We start from the raw sequence: 14,672 nt of genomic DNA, 5'->3' as shown, positions 1-14,672 counted from the left end.
ATGAAAAAGAAAGCAGTTGTTGTTGGTAACGGAATGGTGGGTTACAAATTTTGTGAAAAATTGGTAGCCAAAGGTGGAAAGGAGCAATTTGACATCATAGTGTTTGGAGAAGAACCTCGTCCTGCTTACGACAGGGTTCATTTGAGTGCTTATTTCGGTGAAAAAACCATAGAAGAATTGACTATGGCTCCTCTAGAATGGTACGCTGAAAACCAAATACAACTACACCTCAGCGATCCAGTAACTAATATTGATAGAGAAAAGAAAACCATCAATACCCACCAAGGTGTTTCGGTCAATTACGACTATTTGATACTCGCCACGGGCTCAGCACCTTTCGTGCCACCAATTCCAGGCGTAGAAAAAGACGGAGTTTTTGTTTACAGAACCATAGAAGACCTCGACATGATGAAATCTCATGCCGCAAAGTCGAAAATAGGAGCTGTAATAGGTGGAGGTCTTTTGGGCTTAGAAGCCGCCAAGGCTTTGCTTGACCTAGGTATTAAAGACACACACGTAATAGAATTTGCCCCGAGACTTATGCCAAGGCAAATCGATCAGGCAGGTTCTGACATTTTAAAAAGCAAATTGAGTACACTCGGCATAAAGATTCATTGTAACAAAAATACCCAAGAAATAGATGGGGGTGATACGATTGAAAAAATGGTATTTGCCGATGGAGAAATACTGAAAGTAGATATGTTGGTGATATCGGCTGGTATAAAGCCACGTGACGAATTGGCCAAAATAGCTGGACTTGAAGTGGGTTCAAGAGGTGGAATATTGGTAAACAACAAGCTCCAAACTTCTGACGAAAGCATTTTTGCGATTGGAGAATGTGCCTTACATGAACACATGATTTACGGCTTAGTAGCTCCTGGTTATGAAATGGCCGACATTGTTGCCTCAGAAATAGTGGGAAATGCCACTAAAGAATTTACAGGTTTTGACATGTCCACCAAACTAAAACTTATCGGTGTAGATGTGGCAAGCTTTGGAAACGTATTTGCCGAAGAGCCAGATTGTCAAACGATTATATATGAAAACAAAACCAAGGGTGTTTACAAGCGTATAAACATCAGCAACGACAATAAATATCTTTTAGGAGGAATATTGGTGGGCGATGCCGAGCAATACAATATGCTTTTGCAAACGGTGAACAATAAACTGCCAATCCCTGCCGATCCTGAGGATTTAATATTGGGTTCACGAGGTGGCGAATCGAGCGGGGAGTCAGGCGTAATGTCTCTTCCAGATGATGCTCTTATCTGTTCTTGCGAAGCCATTACGAAAGGGCAAATTTGCCATGAGGTAATGGAAAATGGCAACGATACCGTGGATGCTCTTAAAAAATCAACAAAAGCTTGCACTGGTTGTGGAGGATGCACGCCTATGGTGAAGGATTTAATTCAAAGCATTCTTAAAACTCAAGGAAAAGTAGTTAGAAATATACTTTGCGAGCATTTTGAGTATACACGTCAAGAATTGTTGAGTTTGGTAAAAATTAAAGCTCTGAAAACTTATGATGACGTTTTGGAAGATTTGGGATGTGGAGATGGTTGCGAAACTTGTAAACCAGCTGTATCTTCTATTTTGGCCAGTCTCTGGAACGAAAATGTGCTTGAAAAAGGTCGTTTGACAGCCCAAGATTCTAACGATAGATTTTTGGCCAATATCCAAAGAGGTGGTACATACTCCGTAGTTCCAAGAATTCCAGGTGGGGAAATAACCCCTGAAAAACTCATAGTAATTGGCGAAGTAGCTCAAAAATATGGTCTTTATACCAAAATAACTGGTGGCCAACGTATTGATCTGTTTGGTGCTCATGTAGGCGACTTACCCGCCATTTGGAAACTGTTAATAGAAGCGGGTTTTGAAAGTGGTCAAGCTTATGGAAAATCTTTAAGAACCGTAAAAAGCTGTGTAGGAACAACATGGTGTAGGTTTGGTGTACAGGATGCCGTAAGTTTTGCCATAGAAGTAGAGAACAGATACAAGGGACTTCGCTCACCACACAAACTCAAATCTGCTGTGTCTGGCTGTATTAGAGAATGTGCTGAGGCCCAGAGCAAAGACTTCGGAATCATCGCTACTGAAAAGGGTTGGAATCTTTATGTATGCGGAAACGGCGGTTCAAAACCTCGTCATGCAGAACTCTTGGCCACCGATGTTAGCAGCGAAATGTGCCTAAAACTCATCGACAGATTCTTGATGTTTTATATCAAAACAGCTGAGCCGCTTCAAAGGACAGCTCCATGGCTCGACAAAATGGAAGGCGGACTGGCATATCTGAAATCAGTAGTACTCGATGACGCACTTGGATTAAATGCTCAATTTGAAGCCGACATGGATTCCCTTGTTGACACTTACAAATGTGAGTGGAAAGAAGCCGTAGAAACACCTGAGATCAGAAAAAGATTTGTGCATTTTGTAAATGCTCCTGAGGAAAAAGACCCAACCGTGAAGTTTGAAACACTTCGTGAGCAAATAAAGGCCGAAGACTGGAACGCTGTTTTAAAATAAGAAAAAATGATACACTTGTATGAATTATATCGTGCAATGATGAAACCAAAGAATAACATGAATAATACCGAAACATTAACATCGTGGATTTTGGCTTGTAAAGTAGAGGACATACCCGAAAACGGAGGAGCCTGTGTTTTGCTTGAAGGAGAACAAGTAGCCATTTATAATTTTAAAAAACGAGGTGAATGGTATGCTACCCAAAACCTTTGCCCTCACAAGCAACAAATGGCTCTTTCGAGAGGAATGATAGGTTCTACGGGAGACGAACCCAAAGTTGCGTGTCCTTTTCACAAGAAAACGTTTTCGCTAAAATCAGGGGCTTGTTTGAGTGGAGACGACTATGAAATAAAAACTTATGCTGTAAAAGTAGAAGACAATCAGGTGTTTGTGGCTTTTTGATCAAACACTTGCCATTTTTTGCTCATAAAATTCTAGTTTTGAAAAATTGCTCACATTATAAATGGCCTAGAATGTCAGTATCGTTTTTCAAAAAAAGCAATTTATAAAGCCTATATCAGAATCTTTTTAAAATAAGACAATCCTACAGTCATTTAAATTAATTTTGGTCTCAATAACAGATTCAGAATGGAGACATTGGACAAAACCGTTGGGCAAAGATTAAAAGTCCAATACATTTTTGCATTAGTTGTGGTGGCATCTTTGACCATTTTGGGGCAAATAATAATTCAATCCACCCTCTCAAGTTCGTTAGACGACTCACATGTTATAAATATTGCTGGCCGCCAACGTATGCTCAGCCAACGTCTGACCAAAATCTCTCTGATTCTCAACGACCCCACCATCTCTTCAACAGAAAAAGCAGTTTATCTTAAAATCTTCCCTTCCGCATTTAAACTTTGGAAAGACAGCCATGAGGCTTTGAAAAACAATAAATTAGAAAAACCGAAAAAGTATAACGTAACAAACAGCCGAGAAATTAAAGGATTGTATGAGCGTTTACAACCCACTTACTCTAGACTGTTGGTATTGTTCACTTTGGCTTCAGGAAATAGTTTAAATGAAGTTAGCAAAGCGGAAATTCTTGAAAACGAGCGATTGTATTTAGAATTGATGGAAAAAATCGTGTTTAGTTATGACGCCGAGGCTACCAAACGTGTAGATTCTGTTAAATCCTTCGAGCTTATTCTTTTGTTTTTGACCATCGGAACACTCCTTGTTGAAGCCTTTATGATATTTAATCCCCTTGCTTATTATGTAAAAGAAGTGATTTCAAGACTAACCAGCTCTGAAAAACAATTGCAAGAAACGAATGACCAATTGCGTTTTTCGAACCGAATGCTTTTTCAGGCACAAGAAAAACTAGAAAAAGCCTCAAGGGAAAAATACGAAGCAAAGCTACAAGAAGAAAAAACCCGCTCGGCTTCGCTACTGGAAGGCCAAGAGGAAGAACGTAAGCGTATGTCAAGGGAAATGCATGACGGCGTTGGGCAAATGTTAACGGGTGTGAAATTGGCGGCAAGTAAACTTAAATCACTTGAAACGAATAGTCCAAAGTTTGAACCCATCTTAAACAACCTACATCAACTCATAAATGAAACGATAGAAGCAACCAGAATTGTTTCTTTTAACCTCATGCCACCAGTACTAGGAGATTTTGGTCTAGAACCCGTAATAAATATCCTGAAAGACTCCGTGGAGAAATCTACCAAAACAAAAGTAAAGCTGGACATAAAGCTTATAAACCAGCGTTTGTCCCAAAGCCTAGAAATAAATATCTACCGAATTATACAAGAAGCAACCAATAATACTATAAAACACGCAAAAGCAAAAAATATCACCATCAGAATTTTAGAAAAAGAAAGTATTGTTTTCGTGGAAATCAGTGATGACGGCATTGGTTTCGACCCCAATCAGATATTTTATAGAAAGCAATCGCTGATACACAACGGGGTGGCAAACATAAAAACTCGTTGTGAACTTTTGCAAGGAAGTTTCAAACTAACCTCCGCTCCCAAAGAAGGAACGAATATTTTCATTAAATTGCCGATTGATAATTCAGACCAAAATGGGGAAAATAAGAATATTGTTAGTTGACGACCACGCTGTAGTAAGAAAAGGGCTCATTTCGTTACTAGAAGACGAAGAAAACCTGGAAGTCGTAGGCGACGTTGGTAGCGGAAAAGAAGCTTTAGAGATAATACCAAAACTAAAGCCAGAAATTATTTTGTTGGACTTGAACATGCCAGAAATGTCAGGTATGGAAACCGCAAAACACCTTAAAAAACTTGCTCCTGCTATAAAAATATTGGTTTTCTCGATGCACAACGATGCCGATTATGTACTGAAAAGTATCGAAAATGGTGTAGATGGGTATTTGCTAAAAGACAGTGAGAAAGACGAGATTTTGTTGGGAATAAACACAGTTTATGAAGGAAATAAATACTTCCCCCCTTCTATTTCGGCTACATTGGTTGGGGCCATTCAAACCAAAGGAAAGTCAGTTTCAGGGCCAAAAAACAACTTGAAAACGGATGTTCTTTCGAAAAAAGAAAAGCAAATTTTGAAACTTATTACCGAAGGTAAAAACAGTAAAGAAATAGCAGACCTGTTAAATTTAAGCATCCGTACAGTTTCTAATCACAGAGCGAATATGCTCAAAAAAACCAATCTCAGCAACACCGCAGAATTGGTAAGAATTGCCAGCAAAGAAGGAATTTAGCAATTACCATTTGAAATAATAAAACTTTCAGTCATGGAAAACTTGGCTAAAATCTAAAGTTTCAACTTTGTTCAGCTATTTAATCGAATGTTGGTCTAAATCCCAGCTATTTTTCGAAATCCGTTTCTAGCAATAATTTTTCATTAAATACTCCGGTTCCTTCTGGTTTTTTGAGTCTCATTTTCTTAACATCAGCTGCAGAAATTCTTTTGGGCTCTTTGGCATAGGCATTTTGTGTAAAACCTATTATATCAACAATGTCTTGGTCACTGATAGAACTGTTGTTGAGCAATGCGGGCATTTCGTTATTCAGTTCGTAACGCTTTCCACCAACACTCATCGGACCGCCAATACCATGCAAAATTATAGCTGCTAACCGTTTAGTAGAACCATCAATATACTCGGATCCTTTTAGTGGAGGAGCCAAGTTTTCGATTCCTTTCCCATCCGCACCGTGACAAGTAGCACAAATAGATCTGAACAACTGCAAACCTTTGGTTCGGCCATCAACTTCGTTTTTTACTTTTACAAATATGGGATTGAGCTCCTTCTTTTGTCTGTTGGTTCTCGCCAGATTCAAATTGGTTTTCAATAACTCATTCGGAGTCATTTTATCGATAAAAATTGTCTCTTTACCCTCTAAACTACTTGTTAATGCATCTTGAAATACTTTATCTGTTGAATATTTCTTTTCTATTTCTGAAAGAATTGGCAAGAAATTATTTTCTGATATTTTGATCCAAGAGCCTAAAGAGCTGGCCAAATAAAGATCAATTGTCTCGTTATTTTGAGTTTGTAATACTTTGGCCAATTGCTTGAATTTCAGAATATTGTCCTGAATTGCATACTTTTCGAGAAGCCCCAAAACATGGGCTACGGTTTCTGGCTGTTTAGACTTTTTGGCATTTTCTTCCAGAAAACCAAATGAAAGAGCATTGAGGCCTTCCAAAACATATAAGGCATGAATTTCGGTCCCAAATTCGCTATTGCTAAGTGTTAGTGCTTTTAAATCTTTTAAAATACTTAAGTCTTTTTTGAGAATTAATAATTGCTGAGCACGGTCTCTAATCCATCCATTGGGGTGACTTAAAAGGTTCACCAAATCTTTGCTGGTTGTTTTGGTAAAATCTGGAATTTCAAAAGCTTTGGTGTTTTTGTGTGTTACTTTTAAAATTCTTCCAGCATTTTGAAGGGTATCCAACTGTTTTTTTGCCAAAAGTTCGGTCAAATATTGGGAAATATATGCCTTGTGCTGAATAATTCCTCGGTGCATATCTACAATATAAATGGCACCATCTGGTCCATTAAAAAGGTTAACTGGACGAAAACCTTCATCTTTGGAAGCAATAAATTCCTTACCAGCAATTGCCCTATTACCTTTAATACTTGTGCTTTTTACATCTAGGATACTTCGGGTAATGAGGTTAGCTTCAGGAACACACACAAAGGCGTTTTGATTATAAGAAGTTGGAAAAGCCGATCCTCTGTATATCATCGGCCCACAAGAAGCCGTAACTTCTTTAAGGAATCCATTTTTATCTAAAACATCCTTGATATAACCTCTATTTACTGAAGTGGCATGTATTGGATACACCAGATTATCTGTTAACACTTGGTTTTCAGCGGCTTTGGGTCTGAAGTATTTGTTTTTAATGGCTCTATTGGGCAATATAAAATCCCCTTGTAGATGTGTGCTGTTGTTGTTATAAAAAAGCCTACCAAAATTGTCCTTTGTGATCCCCCATTGGCCACGAAGTGAAGTTGGCTCTTTGAGCCATTTTCCGTTCTGAAGGCGATACCGGAAGTTATAGTCTGCATTATAAATCCAGTTATCTACATTCATCATTAGACCGTTGGACGCATGTTCGACGTTCCCTCCTTCAGCATATATTGGATCAACGAGTGTCTTTTTGCCCGGTTTGTCATTTTTAATTTCTACAAACCAAAGCTTGGGGCCATCCACATAAAGCAGGCCTCCATAAACGAAGGCCATAGCACGAGGAAGCACAAGTTTATCCAAAAACACTTTTGACCGATCCACAACGCCATCTTTGTCAAGATCCTCTAAAATTTTAATTTTTCCTGTTGGTTCCTCCTCCCCTATTCCTTCTAAATTGGGCATATATCCTGTCATTTCTACCACCCACATGCGGCCTTTATTATCAAAATCCATGGCAACGGGTGCTTTTATCAAGTTTTCTGAAGCGATAACTTTCAAATCAAAACCTTCTTCGATGATGTAATCGTCCAATGAAATGTTTGGCTCGAAAATCTCAATTTTTTTGAAGCCTAAAAATGCGAAAACTATAAGTGATAATGAAATTAAAGAACAAGCTAATTGCTTTTTATTGAATTTATACATGCCTTAAAAACGTAAAGGATTGGTTGATTTTACACTTAAAACCGAAGTTTAACCAATATTATTTATGCTAAACAAGATTTTAGACAAAACTAACCTTCACGTAGCTCAAAGGCTACCTCAAAACACACATATAGTGGTGAAATTATGCCTCAAAGTTGCTTCACTTTAAAATCAAAGGATTGTAATTAGGTCATCAATAACTACTTTCAGCTAAAATATTTCTCTGACAAAGAATTATTCAAAAGAACAAAACTTAAAACCTCAGAAGAAATTTGAATCAACATTTTCAGAAAATCTAAAGCGTTTTCTAATTAATTTCAGTCTTACAAAACCTCAGAAAAGACCATTGGATATTGCCTTACATATTCTTTCCATATTTTAAATCCACCCGCTAGATTATTGATATTTTTGAAACCATGTTGTGCCAAAATTTTGGCCGCAATATAACCACGCATACCTCTAGCACAGTGTAAAATAACGGGTTTGTCTATCGGAATCTTATGTAGGTTTTCACGCAAATCGTCCAAAGGAATATTTATGGAACATTCAATAAATTGGCCGTTAGCTCTTTCTGAAGGATTTCGGACATCAATAATGTACATTTCCGCATTTTCAGAAATCAACTGATGTAACTCCTCCACACTAAGAGGCGAACAGCCACGATTTATGGCATTTTCGGCAACATACCCAGCCACCAATACTGGGTCTTTGGCGGGAGAATATGGTGGTGCGTAAGCCAAGTCTAGCTGTGGAAGATCCGTAATTTTGAGCTTGGCATAGATAGCAGTACTCAGAACATCTACTCGTTTATCCACCCCAACTTGGCCAAAAACCTCCGCTCCCAATATCGTAAAATCAGAATCCTCATAAAAAACCTCCACCGTTATGTCTTGGGGATTGGGATAATAACTCGGTGTTGAACCAGCTACAATGAGTGTTTTTTTATAGTTTATTCCAGCTTTTTCTAAATCTCTTGGCCCAAGTCCAGTACGAGCCAAGGTATAATCGAACAACTGAATGATAGCCGTTTTATAACCACCAAAAAGTTTCTCATTACCCCCTACGGAGTTGAATCCCGCTGCACGACCGCCTTTATTGGAGTGTGTTCCAAGCGGTAAGTAATCGGCTTGATGTGTGATAAGATTTTCAATACTTACATTGTCCCCAGCAGCGTAAATGCCTGGTAATGAAGTTTCCATGTTTTGGTTTACTATCAAAGCTCCATTTCCAATAGCGGCCGCTCCTTTTTTCAATAGCAATTCAGTGTTCGGTTTTATACCTACGCTCATTACCACAAATTCTGTCTCCAGAAATTTGCCGTTTCCTAAGTCTATCTGTTTTATTTTTTCGCCCTCAACTATTACATTTTTTACAAAAGTGTTTTTGATAATTTCTATGCCTTTGTCTTCCAAAACATTTTGAGCAAAGGCACTGAATTTGGGCTGCCACATGGGCAAAACCGTAGCTCCACCCTCGATAATAGTTACTTTTTTGCCTACATTTATCAGATTTTCGGCAACCTCCACACCTATCAAGCCCGCACCCATCACCGTAATATGCTTTACGGAATCTACGAGGCCCTCTTTCATGATGTGGTCAAAATCTCCCAAGCTCCTGCAGGCCGACCAGTTGGTGGCTTTTTCAAGATTGGTAATCGGCGGCACGAATGTTTTGGCACCTGTTGTAAATACCAATTTGTCATAAGGATACTCGCCAAGTGGCGTTATAACTGTTTTATTATCAATGTCTATGTCTGTCACCTCTTCGTTGGTGTGTACGTCTATCTTGAATCTTTTCCTGAGCATTTCCACATCTGTGACCAAGAGTTTTTCTCTTGAAGCTATATGACCTGATAGGGCGTAAGGTATACCACACGTAGCATAAGAAATGTCGGCTGTTTTTTCGAATAGTTTTATATCGGCAAATTCATCTTCTCTTCTGGCTTTGGCTGCTGCCGATGGCCCAGCCGAAAGTCCGCCTATGATTATTATTCTGTTGTTCATTTTGGTGTTCTAATTTTAATGCAAAATTAGAGCATCTAAAATTCTTAAATTGTAATGAATGTTACCTAAACACGCTGCATTTGTGTGATTTTCATCAGTTTTAAGAAAAAAAAGCCCGCATAATTATATGCGGGCTTTTCATATCTTTTTGTACAATTAATTCTTAGTATATAAAACTCAGAATACCTATTTTACAAACTCTTCAAATATTCAATGCTTTTGGGTACATTTTCAAGCTCTTTATTACTTTCGTCCTCAATGAAATAGTGCTGAATCCCTGCTTTTTTAGATAGTTTAAATATCTTTTTCCAATCTGCTTGACCAGTTCCAAGCACCACGTCATTTTCTGCTGGCTCATGTCCAGATTTATCTCCATTCACTCCTTTTCTGAGGTCTTTTACATGCATCAGTTTCCAGCGATTTCCATATCGCTTTAGCAATTCTTGTGGTGATGCCGCCCCGCCTCCGTGAATAGTCCAAAGTACGTCCATTTCAAAAGACACGTATTTTGGGTCTGTATTTTGGATTATATAGTCCATGTAAGTGCCTTTTTCGTGAGGTCTAAATTCGTATCCGTGGTCGTGATAACAAAAGATCAAGCCATTTTCTGCCAACACTTTGCCACCGGCATTGAAAACCTCCACGGCTTTCTTGGTGTCTTCCAAAGTAAAATCATTGCCTTTGTGAGGTATCCAAGCACACATCACATATTTTGCTCCCAGAGCCTTGGCTTTGTCAGCTACAGCTTGAGGGTTTTTTTGCAATTCTTCAAAACTACAGCCTGTAGAAGGAATACTGATACCTCGGTCATTGCACATTTTTTTGAATTCCGCCGCAGTTTGGCCTTTTTGTGGACCGCCTTCCAACTCAGTAAAACCCATTTTCTGAATGATGTCCAGTGTCTGTTCCACGCCTTTCGGGAAGTGATTTCTGAACGTATAGGCTTGTACACCAAGCGGATAAGTGTACAATTTTTTCTGGGCGAAACCTAAAAAACTGAATAAGAGAAATATACACAACAGCAAGAATCTTTGATTTTTCATTTTAAATTTAATGGTTGAATTGAATTCTAAATTTATACATAAAACATTGGAAAAATTTCAGATTATTGTTTTTTTTTCAAAACTCTGAATTAATTCTCCAACTATTTTTGGTCAATCTCTACACTTAAAAGCACAGTTTTAAGAATATGAAATTTTGTTTAAAGATGCTATTAATAAAATTAACCAGTCATTTTTTTATCTGAATTTAAAAAAAATTAATCGGAAATGGTTTCCCTTTTAAATCAAATCTGCCTTTTGTTATTTTCATTTTATCAATGGCAATTGAGGTATAAAACGCTGTTGGACTAAACTCAAATGTTCCTGAAAAAACAAAATTTTCAAAGTCCATTCTTGTTATTTCAATATTCAAATTTGTCTCATTATTATTTTCACTACCCGTTTGGAGTAATCTTATTGCATTGCCAGACATTTTAAAAATGCTTCCACGTTTATAGTAGGTTCCACCACCCACCATTTCAATAGGTGCGTTAGAATCGGAAGGCTTATAAAAATAAAATCTTGATGTACCAACTATAGTACTTCGCCCGCTTAAGGAATATTTCCCAGGTTTAGTTATTCCTTTAACCGAAAAACTGACTCTTTCGGTAGTGAAAATCATATCTTTGTCTTTGTAAAGTCTAATTGCTTCCACATATATTAGCCCTGTTTTTTTATCCATGTAAAGAAGCGTTGAATCTGTTGTTGAATTTAGGCTTCTATCAATTTTTGGCATCCAAACTTGGTTATCTATCAAACACCCAAATGTATTCAAACCTAAAGTAGTTTGTTCAGGTAGTTCTGATTCCAAAGCCTTTATGTCATCCTTATTACAGGATAAAATGAAAAAGAAAAGTACTATGGATATTAAAATGTGTGTTTTTAATGACATATAAGCTGTTTTTTTTAAAATTTTGCTTCAAATTTAATGCCATCATTCCTTGCTTTGATACATAATAGCAGCTTCAATCTCTGTGACACTTATAATATAATCTGCAACCAACAAAGTATTGATGGAGTGCTGGATCTTGGGAGTCTTAAGGGGGGTGTAGGCAGAAGGATTATTTAAATACAGCCATTTTTCAAATCGCAGTAAACAGTTTTTATCAAATCAACTGATTTATATTTTGGTATGCGATTTGAAAAATCGCACCACTTTCATTCCTCAGAATTATTTGTTAGTTTAGTCTTTTCATATCCCCTTTAAACACATGAAAGACTTTACGATTACACATATAGGTGAAACTGCATTGAGTCTACCTCAACAAGATATTGGCTTTGGATATGAATTATTTGCCTTAGGAGACTTTTTCTCGCCAGAAATACCATCATTTGAAACAAAAATATAATGAGGGGAAAATAGATATTTTCAATGTGTATGAAAAGGAAAGTCCTGCAGATAAACTTGACATTTTTTATCAAATAAAGTCAAAGTCGGTTTGGCCATTTTATGGTTTGTTGTTGCTGGTGGCTGGGGCTATTTGGTATTTTTTGGCCTATGAAAATAATTGCTTTAAAGTATAAAACTATGAAAAAAAAACTATTCTACTTAATTACCAATCTGATTTTTGGATTAGTTAGTGCTTACTCTCAAAAACCCAATTTTATTGTCATTTTCACAGATGACCAAGGATATGGTGATTTGGGCTGTTATGGACATCCAACCATTAAAACGCCCAATCTGGATAAAATGGCTTCGGAAGGTCAAAGATGGACCAACTTTTATTCTGCTGCCAATGTTTGCACGCCTTCTCGTGCGGCTTTATTAACCGGTAGGCTTCCAGTCAGAAACGGCATGGAAAGTAACCAAAGAAGGGTGCTTTTTCCTGACTCTGATGGAGGACTGCCCGCCTCTGAGTTAACAATAGCGGAAATGCTAAAAACCGCAAACTATGCAACAGGTATGGTTGGCAAATGGCATTTGGGCCATTTACCACAATATTTGCCTACCAAAAACGGATTTGATACCTACCTAGGCATACCCTATTCCAACGACATGGATAGAGCCGCAGGTTTATCCAGAGATGAGTTTTTTAGTCCGGAGTCTAAAAATTACAAGGTGCCTTTGATTAAAAATGAAAAAGAAATTGAAAGACCTACTGATCAAACCACCATTACAAAACGATATACTGATGAGTCAATAAGATTTATAAAAGAAAATAAAAACAAGCCTTTTTTCTTATATTTAGCTCATTCAATGCCACATATACCTTTATTTTCTTCCAAGGAATTTGAAGGAAAAAGCGAAAGGGGGGTTTATGGTGATGTGATTGAAGAAATAGACTGGAGTGTTGGCGAAATTTTAAAAACGCTTAAAAGTCTCCATTTAGATAAGAATACTTATGTACTCTTTACTTCTGACAATGGCCCTTGGAAAATATTCAATGAGCATGGCGGTTCTGCAGGTTCATTATTTGGTGGAAAAGGCACTTGTTACGAGGGAGGTATGCGTGTGCCTTTTTTGGTTTGGTCGCCTCAAAATATTAAACCTGCCGTCATTTCAGATATTGGAAGTACCCTGGACATGCTTCCGAGCATTTGCCAACTGGCAGGAATTTCTGTTCCCAGTGATAGAACTATTGATGGATATGACCTTTCGGAGGTTTGGAAAAAAAAAATAGAAGTCCGAGAAACGAAATGTTATATTACCACGGCACGAAACTTTTTGCGGTAAGAAAAGGGTCTTATAAGTTGTATTTTTTGAAAAATAACCCAGATGGTTATCCCGAAAAACTTGAAATGTTAGAGAAGCCTCAACTTTTTAATCTTTCAGTTGACCCATCTGAAAGATTTGAAATATCCGAAAAGCATCCTGATTTAATAGCTGATATAAATAAATTAATTGAAGACCATAAATCAAAAATGGTTCTTGGTCCAAATAATTTGGAAAAGCGAATTGCAAAGTGATTTATGCGTTAGAGTTTTTTCTCTGAAAAAATTTAAACTAATTTTGACGAAAACGCTGGAGAATGCTCATAGACAACCACGGACGTCCGATAAACTATCTTCGATTGGCAGTGACCGACCGATGCAATCTCCGTTGTTTCTATTGTATGCCACACGAAGGCATTGATTTTCTGCCCAAAACGCATTTGTTGAGCTTTGAAGAAATGCTCAGACTGATAGAGATTTTGGCTGAAATGGGTGTTTCTAAAGTAAGAATTACTGGCGGAGAGCCTTTTGTGCGTAAAGAATTGATGGCCTTTCTTTGGAAAATCTCAGAGATTGAGGGCATCCAGAAAATCAACCTGACGACAAACGGTGTGCTTACCGCTCCGTACATTCCTGAGCTTAAACAATTGGGTATTTCGTCCATCAATCTCAGCTTGGATTCCTTAGACAGAAAACGGTTTTTTGAAATGACCCGTCGTGACGAACTTCCGAATGTTTTGAAAACTTTTGATGCTATTATCGAGAACGATATCCCACTGAAAATCAACTCGGTAATGATGGCGGGTAAGAATGAAGAAGATATTTTTAGTTTGGTAGATTTAGCCAAAAAACACCCTGTTGGCGTACGATTTATAGAAGAAATGCCATTCAATGGTGAAGGCGAAAAGCCAGAGTATTTTATGTCTTATAAAAAAATAATAGAAACCATAAAGACTAAATATCCAACACTTTACAAAATAGATGACGAGGCCAATTCTACTTCTTACAATTACAAAATTGACGGATTTGAGGGAACAATCGGTGTAATTGCGGCTTTCAGTCGCACTTTTTGTGGCACCTGCAACCGTCTCCGCATCACGCCAACTGGAGATTTCAAAACTTGTCTCTATGCCGACAGCGAAATGAACCTCCGAGACATGATCAGAGCAGGACTTAGCAACGAAGACATCAAAGAAAAACTTCAGGAATCTATTTTACACAGAGCAAAAGATGGTTTCGAAGCCGAAGCTGGTCGAAAAGACGCTATTTCAGAAAGTATGACTACCATTGGAGGCTAGTTTATGCGTTTTTTACCCCCTTTAGAAAAACCGAAGTTTCGAATGTCTTTTTCAAATCAAATAACTACTATTTTCGGGCGAAATTAGCATAAAACCGTGACTCTGATTTTC

Annotated in this window: 13 protein-coding genes; 9 read left to right on the top strand and 4 right to left on the bottom strand. The window is 37.7% G+C overall.

All coding sequences use genetic code 11. The features are described from left to right. The 4 genes from nirB to EGI24_RS01160 all read left to right on the top strand — a co-directional run bounded on the left by nirB (window position 1) and on the right by EGI24_RS01160 (window position 5,206). On the top strand, window positions 1-2,523 hold the full coding sequence (gene nirB, locus EGI24_RS01175) for a nitrite reductase large subunit NirB (protein WP_255046345.1): 2,523 nt from the start codon (window positions 1-3) through the stop codon (window positions 2,521-2,523). A gap of 57 nt (window positions 2,524-2,580) precedes the next feature. Further along, complete coding sequence (nirD, locus tag EGI24_RS01170; protein WP_255046369.1) at window positions 2,581-2,925, top strand: nitrite reductase small subunit NirD; 345 nt, start codon at window positions 2,581-2,583, stop codon at window positions 2,923-2,925. A gap of 186 nt (window positions 2,926-3,111) precedes the next feature. Continuing rightward, a complete protein-coding gene (locus EGI24_RS01165) occupies window positions 3,112-4,581 on the top strand; it encodes an ATP-binding protein (protein ID WP_255046344.1) in 1,470 nt (489 codons plus the stop codon). Next, window positions 4,553-5,206 carry a response regulator transcription factor gene (locus EGI24_RS01160; protein WP_255046343.1) on the top strand — a complete coding sequence of 218 codons (654 nt, stop codon included), beginning with the start codon at window positions 4,553-4,555 and terminating at the stop codon, window positions 5,204-5,206. Before EGI24_RS01165 ends, EGI24_RS01160 begins: the two co-directional genes overlap by 29 nt. A gap of 106 nt (window positions 5,207-5,312) precedes the next feature. Here the strand turns inward: EGI24_RS01160 and EGI24_RS01155 are convergent, their stop codons facing one another. The 4 genes from EGI24_RS01155 to EGI24_RS01140 form a co-directional block, all read right to left on the bottom strand. Next, window positions 5,313-7,568, bottom strand: coding sequence for a c-type cytochrome (locus EGI24_RS01155; RefSeq protein ID WP_255046342.1), 2,256 nt, complete (start codon window positions 7,566-7,568; stop codon window positions 5,313-5,315). Window positions 7,569-7,891: 323 nt separating this feature from the next. After that, complete coding sequence (locus EGI24_RS01150; protein WP_255046341.1) at window positions 7,892-9,571, bottom strand: FAD-dependent oxidoreductase; 1,680 nt, start codon at window positions 9,569-9,571, stop codon at window positions 7,892-7,894. A gap of 191 nt (window positions 9,572-9,762) precedes the next feature. Continuing rightward, window positions 9,763-10,614 (bottom strand): sugar phosphate isomerase/epimerase, encoded by an 852-nt coding sequence (locus EGI24_RS01145; RefSeq protein WP_255046340.1) that lies wholly within the window; start codon window positions 10,612-10,614, stop codon window positions 9,763-9,765. 205 nt (window positions 10,615-10,819) lie between these two features. Then, a complete protein-coding gene (locus tag EGI24_RS01140) occupies window positions 10,820-11,503 on the bottom strand; it encodes a hypothetical protein (protein ID WP_255046339.1) in 684 nt (227 codons plus the stop codon). A 319-nt stretch (window positions 11,504-11,822) separates the two neighbouring features. Between EGI24_RS01140 and EGI24_RS01135 the strand changes: the two genes are divergently transcribed. The 5 genes from EGI24_RS01135 to moaA all read left to right on the top strand — a co-directional run bounded on the left by EGI24_RS01135 (window position 11,823) and on the right by moaA (window position 14,561). Continuing rightward, window positions 11,823-11,960, top strand: coding sequence for a hypothetical protein (locus EGI24_RS01135; protein ID WP_255046338.1), 138 nt, complete (start codon window positions 11,823-11,825; stop codon window positions 11,958-11,960). Next, window positions 11,944-12,135, top strand: a complete 192-nt coding sequence (locus EGI24_RS01130) for a hypothetical protein (protein ID WP_255046337.1) — start codon at window positions 11,944-11,946, stop codon at window positions 12,133-12,135. The genes EGI24_RS01135 and EGI24_RS01130 overlap by 17 nt, the downstream gene beginning before the upstream one ends. A 4-nt stretch (window positions 12,136-12,139) precedes the next feature. Continuing rightward, complete coding sequence (locus EGI24_RS01125; protein ID WP_255046336.1) at window positions 12,140-13,285, top strand: sulfatase; 1,146 nt, start codon at window positions 12,140-12,142, stop codon at window positions 13,283-13,285. Continuing rightward, the gene (locus EGI24_RS01120) at window positions 13,249-13,518 is read left to right on the top strand and encodes a hypothetical protein (RefSeq protein WP_255046335.1); all 270 of its coding nucleotides are present in this window, start codon (window positions 13,249-13,251) and stop codon (window positions 13,516-13,518) included. The genes EGI24_RS01125 and EGI24_RS01120 overlap by 37 nt, the downstream gene beginning before the upstream one ends. A gap of 62 nt (window positions 13,519-13,580) precedes the next feature. Further along, complete coding sequence (gene moaA / locus EGI24_RS01115) at window positions 13,581-14,561, top strand: GTP 3',8-cyclase MoaA (protein ID WP_255046334.1); 981 nt, start codon at window positions 13,581-13,583, stop codon at window positions 14,559-14,561. The last annotated feature ends 111 nt before the right edge of the window (window positions 14,562-14,672 follow it).

It is taken from the genome of Lacihabitans sp. CS3-21, assembly GCF_024343675.1.
Taxonomy (GTDB): Bacteria; Bacteroidota; Bacteroidia; order Cytophagales; family Spirosomataceae; genus Leadbetterella.
The sequence above is the reverse complement of the archived record's forward strand: the minus strand, read 5'-3'. Positions and strand labels throughout refer to the sequence as shown.